The sequence below is a fragment of the Brevundimonas aurifodinae genome (genome assembly GCF_040195595.1).
GTDB classification, from domain to species: Bacteria; Pseudomonadota; Alphaproteobacteria; order Caulobacterales; family Caulobacteraceae; genus Brevundimonas; species Brevundimonas aurifodinae.
Genome location: NZ_JBEGDD010000006.1, coordinates 241,918 through 253,888 on the forward strand (window position 1 = coordinate 241,918; position 11,971 = coordinate 253,888).

Consider the following 11,971-nt stretch of genomic DNA (forward strand, 5'->3'; position numbering starts at 1 on the left):
GTCTTTGACCTAGACGGACCCGCGTCCTAGTTCAACGGCGCGGCGGAAAAGGGGCCGTTGATCATGCTGCAGAACCTGTTCAAGAGCCGCCCCCCGGAGCGTATCGGGCTGTCGCTGTACTCCCAGGCGGTCGATCAGGCCCGTCAGCCGGGGTTCTATACGGCGCTGGGGGTGACGGACGAGATCGACGCCCGGTTCGAACTCTATACCCTGCATGTGCTGCTGCTGATCCTGCGGTTGCGCGACGAGGGCGAGCGGGGCGCCGAGATCGCTCAGGATCTGTTCGATGTCTATGTTTCGGCGCTGGACAATGCCTTGCGCGAGTTGGGCGTGCACGACGTCACCATGGCCAAGAAGATGCGGAAGCTGGGCGAAGCCCTGTACGGCCGCATGACGGCCTATGAGACCCCGATCCGGGCCGCGGACCGGCCCGCCCTGGCCGAGGCCCTGGCCCGCAATGTTTATGAGGGCGCGGACGCCGCCGTGGCCGAGGGGTTGGTGGATTACGCGCTGCGCGCGCGTTCCGGGCTGGCGTCGCAGTCGCTGGATGAGGTGCTGGCCCGGCCCGCCTGGGCGGAGGTCGCGGCATGAACCCGGATCATCGGCTGCCGTTCAGCGAGGTCGTTCGCGTCAACGAGATCGGCGCGGGCATCACCCGCCATCTGGCACCGGACGAAGCCGCGCGCGCGCGGATCATCAAGGCTCTGGACCTGGCGTCGCTGGCCTCGCTGGAAGCCACGATCACCGTCGCGCCGGCCCATGTCGGCTGGACCCTGTCCGGGCGGGTGACCGCAGATGCCGAACAGGTCTGCGGCATTACTCTGGAGCCCCTGCCCGTCACCGTCGACGAGCGGTTCTCGGTGCATCTGGTCGAACAGGTCGAGGCGTTGCCCGAAGTCGAGGTGACGCTGGACGATGACGCGCCCGACGTCATCGAGGAGGGGCGAATCGATCTGGGCCAGTACGTTGTCGAACAGTTCGCCCTGGCGCTGGATCCGTTTCCGAGAAAGCCGGGGGCCCAGTTCGTTCAGCCCGAAGAACCCGCCGAAATCTCACCGTTCGCCGTCCTGAAGGCGTTCCGGCCGTCGGGTAGCGACGGAAAAAGCTGACCCTGCGTCGGGCGTCATTGCATCCGCCCGGCGGGGCGGTATCCTGAACGAACAAGATCGCGTCCTCGGACGACGCGCCGGAGCCTTTCGACCCCTTGCCCATCCCGACCGTGATCTCGCTTGATGCCATGGGCGGAGACCATGGTCCGCCGGTCGTCGTGGCCGGAGTGCGCGACTATATCCGCCGTCACGGCGGGGAGGGCGTCCGCTTTCTGCTGCACGGCGACGAAGCGGCCATCGTCGCCGAGATGGCCCGTCACGATCTGACGGGCGACGTCTGCGACATCCGGCACACCGACAAGAAGGTCGCGTCGGACGAGAAGCCGGCCCAGGCCATGCGACGCGGCAAGGGTTCCAGCCTGTGGAACGCCGTCGAGGCGGTGAAGCTCGAAGAGGCCGGCGCGGCCGTGTCGGCGGGCAACACCGGCGCCCTGATGGCGATCTCCAAGCTGATCCTGCGCATGTCGGCGCCCGGGCTGGAGCGTCCGGCGATCGTGGCCAGTTGGCCCACGCTGCGCGGTGTGACCGCCGTCCTGGACGTGGGCGCCAACATCGAGAGCGATGCCGAGCAGCTGGTCGAGTTCGCCATCATGGGCGAGGCTTTTCACACCGCCGTTCACGGCGGCGTCCGACCGACGATCGGCATCCTGAACGTCGGGTCCGAGGACGTGAAGGGCCACGACGAGGTGCGCGAGGCGGCCCGGATCCTGCGCGAGGGCGGGCTGGGGCTGAACTATCACGGCTTCGTCGAGGGCGACGACATCGCCAAGGGCACGGTCGATGTGGTGGTCACCGACGGCTTCACCGGCAACATCGCCCTGAAGACCGCCGAGGGCGTGGCGCGGTTCATTTCGACCCTGCTGAAGCAGGCGCTGACATCGAGCCTGCAGGCCAAGGCCGGGGCCTTCATCGCCATGCCGGCGCTGAAGGAAATGAGCCGCAAGATCGACCCCAGCGCGATCAACGGCGGTCCGCTGCTGGGGCTGAACGGAATCGTGGTGAAGAGCCACGGCGGAGCCGACGCCAAGGGATTCGGCAACGCCATCCGCATCGCGGTCGACCTGGCCCGAAGTGATTACATGAAGACCGTCGGGGCCAATCTCGGGCGGCTCGACAGCGTCATGCACGCGGCCCCGGCTGGAGTGCCCAGTGAAGAGACTGTTTCGTGAGCGTCATCCGTAGCGCCGTGACCGGCGTGGGTTCCTTCCTGCCCGAGCAGATCGTCACCAATGACGACCTGTCCAGAATCGTCGATACCTCCGACGAATGGATCATCGAACGGACGGGCATCCGGCAGCGGCACCGCGCCCGGGACGACCAGCCGACCAGCGAACTGGCCACCGAGGCCGCCCGCCGCGCTCTGGCCGACGCGGGCCGGGTGCCCGCCGACGTGGACATGATCATCGTGGCCACGACGACGCCCGACATGACGTTCCCGGCGACGGCCTCGATCGTGCAAAGGAAGCTGGGCGCGCCGACCTGCATCGCCTTCGACGTCCAGGCGGTCTGTTCGGGCTTCGTCTATGCGCTGAGCGTGGCCGACGGCTTCGTGGCGCGCGGGCTGTCGAAATGCGCGGTCGTCATCGGTGCCGAGGAGATGACCCGGCTGATGGACTGGACCGACCGGTCGACCTGCGTGCTGTTCGGCGACGGGGCCGGCGCCTTCGTGGTCGAGCCGCGCGAGGGGCAGGGCACCAGCGCGGACCAGGGCGTTCTGGGTTTCGCGCTGCGCTCGGACGGGACCAAGACGGACCTTCTCTATGTCGACGGTGGCCCGTCCAGCACGGGGACGGTCGGCCACCTGCGGATGGCGGGCAACCAGGTGTTCCGCCACGCGGTCGTCAACATCGCCGAGGCCATCACCGCCGCCTGCGCGGCCTCAGGCATCACGGTGCCGGAGGTCGACTGGTTCGTGCCGCACCAGGCCAATCAGCGGATCATCAAGGGCGTCGGTGACCGCTTAGGGCTTGACGAGAACAAGGTGATCTCGACGGTGGCGATGCATGCCAACACCTCGGCGGCGTCGATCCCGCTGGCCATGGATACGGCTATCCGAGACGGGCGGATCCAGCGAGGCGACCTGATCCTGCTGGAGGCCATGGGCGGCGGCCTGACCTGGGGCGCCTGCGCGCTGCGGCTCTGAAGGGCCCTTAACGACGCTCGCGCTTTGACTTCGTGGCCTTTTCGCCTCTTTATGGAACGGGCTGGACCTTGGGGGACCGATCCGTGGGCGAACTTCAGACATTGACGCGTGCCGATCTGTGCGAGGCGGTCCATGACGAGGTCGGGCTGTCGCGACAGGAGTGTTCGACCTTGGTGGAGCGGACGCTGGACCTGATCGTCGAAGCCCTGGAAAAGGGCGAGACCGTCAAGCTTTCCGGCTTCGGCGTGTTTCAGGTTCGCGAGAAGCGGGCCCGGATGGGGCGCAATCCCAAGACAGGGGAGCCCGCCGCGATCAATCCGCGCCGGGTCATCAGTTTCCGCGCCAGCCAGATCATGAAGGCCCGGGTCCACGGCGCGAACGGCACCTGAGGTGGCCAAATCCCCGCAGGCCTTCCGCACCATCTCGGAAGCGGCAGAGGCGGTCGGTGCGCCGCAGCATGTGCTGCGTTTCTGGGAGACCAAGTTTCCGTTCGTCACCCCGGTCAAGCGGGCCGGCGGACGGCGGTTTTATCGGCCGCAAGACATCGTGATCCTGAAGGCGATCCGGCGTTTGCTGCACGATCAGGGGCTGACGATCCGGGGCGTTCAGCGGCTGCACAAGGAGCAGGGCCTCGCGGCGCTGGCGGCCTATGGCGAGCCGGGCGCGGCGTTCACGCTTGAGGCGGGCGAGGGCAACGCGCCCGCCAGCGCGCCGCGAGACGCAGTGGCGATCGGGGGCTCGTCGGGCGGGCGGTTGCGCGCTGTCCTGGCCGAAATCGAGGCCGCCCGGTCGCGGCTGGACGCGGTCCTGGCCGGCTGACAGACAATCGGTCCGAGCCCCGCTTTTAGGGTTTGCGACGGCGCGGTCCCGCCGCTATAGGACCGGCCTCTCGGAGCGTGGCGCAGCCTGGTAGCGCACTTGACTGGGGGTCAAGGGGTCGCAGGTTCGAATCCTGTCGCTCCGACCAGGGAAATCAAGGGGTTAGGCGAGAGCCTGACCCCTTGCATTCTCTCAGAATCTGATTTGGTCACAGATTTGGTCACAATGCGGGGCGATCGTTACGCATCTAGGTGAAACCGCCTGAAGCGCCATGAAGGTAGTTATCGAACGCTCGGTCGTGCTCTGAACGTACAAGCGGCCGACCGCCCGCAGTCCAACGGATGGTTCCTGCGTCCTGCCGACCAAAAGGGACAATGTCCGCCGCGCCCCGCAGTAATGGTTTGGAATGTCTGCCTGGCCTCTCACAGCCGCATCTTTCCCGTGTGCCTAGCTCGCGCGATGCACGTGCGGTAGGGTCCGTTAATCCGGGGGAACGGGCTGTTGGTACTGATCACAATCTGCGTTCTGGTCGCGGTCGTATGGCTGGCGTTGAACGCCCAGGCGCAGAAACGAAAGCGCACTGCGGCAAGCCCGCCGCCGCGGGTACCGCTCTACGACGATGAGCTAGTCTTCCCAACCCGGCATATCCGGCTTGAACTGCCGCTCGTGCGGTTGGACACCAAGCCCTGTCCGTCGTCGGACCCGCCGATGCCAGCACCCACGGCTCCGGACGTCCCGCCGGATCCGCGCGGTGAATTGATGAACGCCCACGGCATCGTCCTGACTGGTGGGCGCTACGTCGTGAAGGGCTACGGCTTCTCGGAGTTATCCCAGGCAGTCACCTACGCCCGGAGGCTGGCCGCCAACGGTAAGGCCGATCCCAGAGGAGGGGCCTCCGTCTCCGCGGTGTCGGCACCTTCACTCGCCGCTCTACCGATTGCAACAGCGTCCGCTTCGCGCGCCTCGATCCTAGCGCCATCGCCGGATGCCGCGCGCATGGCGGAACATGGAGTCACCTATCACGATGGCCGCTACGTCGCCGGGACCTACGGGTTCTCGACCCTTGATCAGGCCGTAGCCTTCGCGAGCCGGAAGGGAGAGGGGCGGCCGGACCCCTCACCCTCAGTGGAAACCCGCACGGTCGCGCCGATGCCCGCACGGGCACTGGCCCCGTCAGCGGCTCACGCACGGCGGTCCCCAGGCTGGATCGCGGCGGGCGATGGCTTTCAGATCGGGCCCGTGTGCGTGCCGGGAGGAATGTTCTACGCAGGCCAGGCCGGAGCGTCCGCCGAGTGGCTGAACGAACGCAGTCTGGTGGACCCGTCATTGCAGGTCAGCTTGTCGGGCCACGATCCGCTCGGATCAAGCCTGCCGTATTGGCCGTCCTACAGAGACCTCACTCCGAATGCGCGCCGGTCCTATCTCGACTGGCTGGCCGCCGGGCGGGTCGATCCCGTCGGCATCGGCTATGTCTTCCTGTTCTTCTACGGCCTGGAACGCCGGTTGTTCGTCGATAAGGCGTTCGAGGAAGCTGAGAGCATCATCGCCGAGGTCGCCCGGCTCAGAGCCGCCTACGGCGATAACTATTCCTTCGATGGGTATGCGCGCCGTTTTCTCGAAGCAGCCGAGCTCGTGCGATCCGGCGTGGTTGAACGGCCGATCCTGTCTCCGAGGATGGGCAATGGAGAGTTTGAGATCCCGCTTCCGGCGAGGCGTTATCTCGGCGCGCGCCTCGCGGAACAGATTCCGTTCGACGCCGACGACTGCCTGGTCTGGGCGCTCTGTCTGCCTGACACCTATCTTCGCACTCCTGGCTCGCGATGTTTCGAGGAACTCGGGGTGCTGTGGCGCCTCCGCTTTGACAGGCGCCACCCTGAAGGGCTGAAGGTCCGTGCGCCAAAGCGTAGGCTTACGGGCCAGTACCGTAGCGCCAGCAGCGCGTTCGAGCTGACCCTTGATCTCGGGGACCTGCCCGACATCTCGGCCGTCGCCGCGCCGCTGAGCGGTCTTCGCGACCTCCTGTCGGAATGCCAGACTGATATTGAGGCCTACAGCCGGCTTCTGGGTCGGAAGCCCGAGGCTCGAGGCACACTAGAGGCTGCGCTGTGCCTCCCCGACGACCTGATCGAAACCGATTGGGGGCTGAGCGCACGGGCCCTCAAGGCCGAGTTCGACGCCATCATCGGCGACCAGACTATCGTCCCGATGGCGGTCACCCGGCTCTGCGACCTTATCGGAATGGACCAGGTCGAGGGCAAGGTGCCGGTCGGCATCCATCGCCAGTTCGGCGTCGTCCTGGATCGCCTACAAATCGCGTTCGAACCGGATCGCCGGTACGGAGACGCCGGCCTGACGTCGGACAGCCAGGTGGTCCTTTACCGGGCGGCGGGCGGCGGTCCGATCGACGGCGAACAGCCTGCCTACCGATCGGTCCGCACAATGGCGGAGATTTCGGCGATCGCGGCCAGTTCGGACAGCGAAGTAGTCTCGGCCGAGCTCGACCAGATTGAGGCCGTGATTCGCGCGGCTATTGACCTCCGGCCTGAAGAGCGGACGCGGCTCTCGGCCTATGCGATGTGGCTGCTCCAGGATCGCCCGCGCCAGCTGGCGGCGTTTACCAAGCTGTCCAAACTGCCGGTGCCGCAAAGAACTGAGGCGGCGCGCGTCGCAGTGGCGTCAGTGCTATCCGACGGTCGGGTCCAGCCCGCCGAGATTCGTTTTCTCGAGAAACTCTACAAGGCTTTGGGCCTGCCGCAGGACGAGGTCTACGCCGCCCTCCACCGGGGCCCGGCATCGCGCGACGAACCGGTCACGGTGGCCGAGGCCAGGGTCGCTGCCGAGGACGGCGTCGCCATACCCCAGGAACCGGTCGTTCCGACCAACGTACAAATCGATCCCGCCCGCCTGGCCCGCCTGCGCCTGGAAACGGCGGAGGTGTCCAGTCTCCTGGCTGGCATCTTCGCGGATGAGGAGGCCCCGATCGCTCCGCCGGCGGTCGTGGCGACGACTTCGGCGCGCTTCGAGGGCCTGGATGTCGCCCATTCTGAACTCCTGGGGGCCGTCGTCGACGGCGGCGGGCTTGACCGCGGCACGTTTGACGCCCGCGCCAAGGCTTTGAAGCTGCTCCCGGACGGCGCGATCGAGACGATCAACGACTGGGCCTTCGACCGCTTCGATGAGCCCGTCCTGGAGGGCGATGATGGCCTCACTTGCCCTGAACATCTCCGACTTCAACTCCTCGCCCTGGATCTGGCCGCATGACCTCCGCACCAACGCTCAAGCCGCGTGATCGCGACATCATCCTCCAGGCCCTTGCAGCCGGCGTCGTTCCGAGGTCGGGCCTGCCGCATATCCAGGTCGGCCGATCCGCTGAGATCAATGCCCTCGTGCGCGACGTGGACCGGATTGCGGACGGCGGATCGGCCGTCCGGTTCGTCATCGGAGAGTACGGCGCCGGCAAAACCTTCTTCCTCAATCTCGTCCGACTGATTGCTCTCGAACGGCGATGCGTGACCATCCATGCGGACCTTGCGCCGGATAGGCGGATCCACGCGACCGGCGGGCAGGCGAGGGGGCTTTATGCCGAGGCCGTCCGCAACATGGCGACCCGGACCAAGCCCGACGGCAATGCGCTCGCCTCGATCGTCGAGAAATTCGTCACCGAATGCGTGCGCGACGCCGAAGGACGCGGAGCGGGTGTCGAGGCGGTCATCGATGAGCGTCTCGCCCCGCTGCAGGATCACAACGGAGGCTACGATTTCGCGGCTGTTCTGAAAGCCTACTGGCGTGCGAGCGAAGACGGCGACGCTGGCGGCAAGGCGGCGGCTCTGCGTTGGCTGCGCGGGGAATTCACGACCAAAACCGAGGCCCGGCAGGCACTCGGCGTCCGCAACATCATCGACGACGGCGACGTCTACGACAGCCTTAAACTGCTCGCGGCCTTCGTCCGGCTGGCCGGATACGCCGGGCTCGTCATCGTCTTCGACGAGATGGTCAACCTGTACAAGCTCCAGAGCGCCCAGGCGCGCAACCAGAACTTCGAGCAGATCTTGCGCATCGTGAACGACGTCCTGCAGGGTAACGCCTCCGGTATCGGCTTCGTCTTCGGGGGCACGCCGGAGTTCCTGATGGACAGCCGGCGCGGCCTGTACAGCTATCAGGCCCTGCAGTCGCGGCTGGTCGAGAACGCCTTTGCGACCAATGGGCTGATCGATCTATCGGGACCGGTCATTCGGCTCCAGAGCCTGACCCCCGAAGATCTGCTGATCCTCCTGTTCAATCTGAGGACCGTGTTCGCCTTGGGCGACCCGGAAAAGTACCTCGTGCCCGACGAGGCCCTGCCGCTGTTCATGACCCACTGCAACAAGCGGATCGGGGAAGCCTACTTCCGGACGCCGCGCAATACGATCAAGGCGTTCGTTCAGTACTTGTCCGTGCTCGAACAGAACCCCGGGCAGGAGTGGGGCGAGCTGATCGGCGCCGTTGACATCGCCAACGACACCGACGGCGGCGCGGACCTGGAGGTCGAGGGCGAAGGCGACGACGAATTGGCTACGCTGCGGCTTTGACCGAGACGAGTTTCGATCGGCTGCATCCGGAGGTCCGCCGCTGGATCCGCGACGAAGGCTGGAGCGAACTGCGGCCGGTGCAAGACCTGGCGATCCGGACGATCCTGGGAAGTGACAGAGATGTCGTGATCGCGGCGGCGACCGCGGCCGGCAAGACGGAAGCGGCCTTCTTGCCGCTCCTCACCCAGGCCGCCGGCCGCGAGGAGAGGGGCGTCTCGATCCTCTATGTCGCGCCGCTCAAGGCCCTCATCAACGATCAGCACCGGCGGCTTGACCTTCTGTGCGAGCGCATGGAGGTCGGCCTCGTGCGCTGGCATGGCGATGCGCCTCAGGGGCCCAAGCAACGGGTGTTGAAGGCGCCTCGCGGGGTGGTGATGATCACTCCGGAATCGATCGAGGCGCTTCTTCTTCGCCGCTCAACGGATGCGCACCGGCTCCTGGGGTCTCTCGACGCCATCGTCGTCGACGAACTGCATGCCTTCCTTCAGGGGCCGCGCGGGCTTCATCTGTTTAGCCTGCTGCGTCGGCTTGAACTCATGTCGGCGCGCCGTCCTCGACGGATCGGCCTGTCCGCCACCCTGGGCGACATGGGCGTCGCGGCCGCCTGGCTCAACGCGCAGGCCCCAACGTCGGTGGAGATCATTCAGCCTGAAGGTGCCGCGCCGGAGTTGAGGCTCCAGGTCCGGGGTTACCTCGAGCCCGCGGAAAGTGGTCCGTCGGGAGACGACCTGGAGGTCGATGGCGGCGATGAGGCCCTCGACCGGATCGCGGACCATGCCTTCTCCGTTCTCCGTGGCGACAACGCCCTTTTCTTTGGAGGATCGCGCCGCAACGTCGAGGCCCTATCTGACCGACTCCTGCGTCGGTCAGAGCAAGCAGGCGTGCCCAATGAGTTTTTCCCCCACCACGGCAGTCTGTCGAAGGAATTGCGCGAGGAGCTCGAGACCCGCCTGAAGGTCGGAACCCTGCCGACGACGGCGATCGCCACCACGACCCTCGAACTCGGCATCGACCTCGGATCGGTGAAGTCGGTGGCTCAGCTCGGTGCCCCGCGATCCTTGGCCTCGCTGCGTCAAAGGCTCGGCCGAAGCGGTCGGCGCAAAGACACACCAGCCATTCTCCGCATCTACACGCGGGAGCGGCACCTCGGTCGGGTCTCGGATCCGATCGACCGCCTGAGGCCCCAAGTCGTACGGGCGGTCGCCGCAGTCCGTCTGCTCCTCGGTCGGTTCGTCGAGACGCCCGGTGAGGATCCGGCTATCGTGACGGTGGCGATCCATCAGATCCTATCGATTATCACCGAACAGGGGGGCGCCCGAGCGGATGCTCTCTACAAGACGATTTGCGGCGCTGGCCCTCTGGCGGCGCTGACGCCGGGCGATTTCGTCGAGCTTCTAAAGTGGATCTCCGGGCCCGAGGTTGGATTGATTGAGCAGGCTCCGGATGGAACGCTGATGCTGGCCGCAGTGGGCGAGGAGCTTACTGCCGCCCGCGACTTCTATGCCGTGTTCGAGACCGATCAGGAGTGGAGGCTGATCCACGGAACCCGCGCCCTGGGCTCCATCCCGATTTCAAATGTCCTGGCGGTCGGCAGTCTTCTGGCTTTCGCGGGCAGACGGTGGCGGGTCACGGATGTGGATGATCGCGCCAAGGTGTTGACGGTTGCGCCGCACCCTGCCGGGCGCTTGCCGAAGTTCGACCGTCAGTCGGTAGAGCCGATCGATGACCGGCTCGCGGCGGAAATCCGTTCTGTCTATTTGGACGACGATCTTCCTGCTTTTCTGGACGAGACCGCTGTGCAGCTGTTGAAAGAGGGGCGGGCGGTGTTCCGCGCGCTCGACCTAGCTGAAAATTCCCTCGTCGCCAGCGGCACCGACACCCACATCCTGACCTGGAGGGGCACGGCGATGAACGATGTCCTCGCGGTCTGTCTGGCGGCTGCCGGACTCGACTGCGAGGCCCACGACCTTGGCGTGACAGTGTCCGGCACAACCCCTTTGGAGGTGGCTGGTTTCGTGAAGAAAATGCCGGGAGCGCTCACGGCGGCGGATCTCAGTGAGTTTGTCGCCAACTTGCAGAAGGCGAAGTACGACAGGTTCTCTTCTCCCTCGCTGTTACGCAGAATGTGGGCGCGACGACATGAGGGCGCGGTCAGTCACTTGAGCAGCTTGACCGTATCTGTCTCTCCACAGGCAAGCTTGATCGAGCGAAAGGTCCATTCTGATGAAGGTTGATAGAGGCCGTTCGCCTCAGCCTCTATGACTGGGACCGAAGCGCTCGCGGCCGCCGCAATGCGACAGCAATAATCGCGCGGGGCACACTCTGACCCAGGGTCAGTCGGAGCGCGACCGAGGCGAAAATAGCAGGACATGGTTGCAGTATGGCCCCAATAGCTCTCTGTTTGCTCGATTGGCGGGGATGTCGGCGGTGACTGGATGGAAGAAGCAGTTTTCAACAAGCTCGGTGACGATCGGATCACGTCCCGTCAAATCGATGAGCTCATCGGTCTCGCGCGAGGGTTGGCCGCGGACGGTGACCTGAATCACAGTGAAGTTGAGTTCCTGCAGAAGTGGTTGGCAGCTAACCTGGCCATCAGCCAACAACCCCTGATCCGCACTCTATACCATCGCATCAATGCGGTCCTCGCTGATGGTGTCGTTGACGAGGAGGAGAAAAGCACCCTCCTCGATACGCTGAACAGCCTCTCCAACCGCGATTTCGAACTTGGCGAGGTTATGAAGCCTGCATCTTTGCCGCTATGCGATCCGGCTCCACTGCTCAGGTTCGAAAGGCAAGCCTACTGCTTCACGGGGACTTTCATCTTTGGGCAACGCAAGGACTGCGAACAAGCAGTCGCCGAACGCGGCGGTTCTGCCGGCTCGCTCACGCAAAAGACCAACGTCCTGGTTGTTGGCGCGTACGCCACCGACTCGTGGAAACACTCCAGCTTTGGCAACAAAATTCTGAAGGCGAGTGACTGGCGGGATCAAGGACGATCCATTGCTATCGTCTCAGAGCAGCACTGGTCATCATACCTCTAAGCAACAATCAGCCCAACCAACAAGGTCCGCTTCTGGGGACCATGACGTTGTCCGCTCTTGGCTCATAGCGGCGGTTCAGATCGTCCGCTCTCGGCACCAGGTCTGGCCGCTGCCCGATAGGCCCGAACCTGACTCAAAGCTGACCTTCGAAGTGCGCGCATTTCGCTTTGTTGTTTGAGACGACAAGCACCACGCCACGGCCGGGTATTGGCAGTTCGATAATAGGCGGCCAATGCACGCTTGAGGCTCTCGCTAGGCGGGCGGGTAGGGATCGGGAAGCGTTGCTCCAAT

Annotated in this window: 10 protein-coding genes and 1 tRNA gene; all 11 read left to right on the forward strand. The window is 65.3% G+C overall.

The genetic code is table 11. The features are described from left to right. The first annotated feature begins 63 nt into the window (after positions 1-63). The 11 genes from ABN401_RS09390 (at position 64) to ABN401_RS09440 (ending at position 11,680) form a co-directional block, all read left to right on the forward strand. A complete protein-coding gene (locus ABN401_RS09390) occupies positions 64-591 on the forward strand; it encodes a ubiquinol-cytochrome C chaperone family protein (protein WP_349684575.1) in 528 nt (175 codons plus the stop codon). Then, positions 588-1,109 (forward strand): YceD family protein, encoded by a 522-nt coding sequence (locus ABN401_RS09395; RefSeq protein WP_349684576.1) that lies wholly within the window; start codon positions 588-590, stop codon positions 1,107-1,109. Before ABN401_RS09390 ends, ABN401_RS09395 begins: the two co-directional genes overlap by 4 nt. A gap of 95 nt (positions 1,110-1,204) precedes the next feature. Continuing rightward, entirely contained in the window at positions 1,205-2,278 is a 1,074-nt protein-coding gene (gene plsX, locus ABN401_RS09400; RefSeq protein ID WP_349684577.1) for a phosphate acyltransferase PlsX, read from the forward strand. Next, complete coding sequence (locus ABN401_RS09405) at positions 2,275-3,252, forward strand: beta-ketoacyl-ACP synthase III (RefSeq protein WP_349684578.1); 978 nt, start codon at positions 2,275-2,277, stop codon at positions 3,250-3,252. Before plsX ends, ABN401_RS09405 begins: the two co-directional genes overlap by 4 nt. 83 nt (positions 3,253-3,335) lie before the next feature. Continuing rightward, positions 3,336-3,641, forward strand: coding sequence for an integration host factor subunit alpha (locus tag ABN401_RS09410; protein WP_349684579.1), 306 nt, complete (start codon positions 3,336-3,338; stop codon positions 3,639-3,641). Position 3,642: 1 nt separating this feature from the next. Continuing rightward, positions 3,643-4,071: a MerR family transcriptional regulator gene (locus ABN401_RS09415; protein ID WP_349684580.1), complete on the forward strand. Its 429-nt coding sequence runs from the start codon at positions 3,643-3,645 to the stop codon at positions 4,069-4,071. Between the two features lie 71 nt (positions 4,072-4,142). Then, positions 4,143-4,219, forward strand: a tRNA-Pro gene (locus ABN401_RS09420). Positions 4,220-4,572: 353 nt separating this feature from the next. Next, entirely contained in the window at positions 4,573-7,332 is a 2,760-nt protein-coding gene (locus ABN401_RS09425; protein WP_349684581.1) for a tellurite resistance TerB family protein, read from the forward strand. Further along, the gene (locus ABN401_RS09430; RefSeq protein WP_349684582.1) at positions 7,329-8,639 is read left to right on the forward strand and encodes an ATP-binding protein; all 1,311 of its coding nucleotides are present in this window, start codon (positions 7,329-7,331) and stop codon (positions 8,637-8,639) included. The genes ABN401_RS09425 and ABN401_RS09430 overlap by 4 nt, the downstream gene beginning before the upstream one ends. Continuing rightward, on the forward strand, positions 8,636-10,873 hold the full coding sequence (locus ABN401_RS09435) for a DEAD/DEAH box helicase (RefSeq protein WP_349684583.1): 2,238 nt from the start codon (positions 8,636-8,638) through the stop codon (positions 10,871-10,873). Before ABN401_RS09430 ends, ABN401_RS09435 begins: the two co-directional genes overlap by 4 nt. Positions 10,874-11,074: 201 nt before the next feature. Continuing rightward, complete coding sequence (locus ABN401_RS09440) at positions 11,075-11,680, forward strand: BRCT domain-containing protein (protein WP_349684584.1); 606 nt, start codon at positions 11,075-11,077, stop codon at positions 11,678-11,680. Positions 11,681-11,971 lie beyond the last annotated feature (291 nt).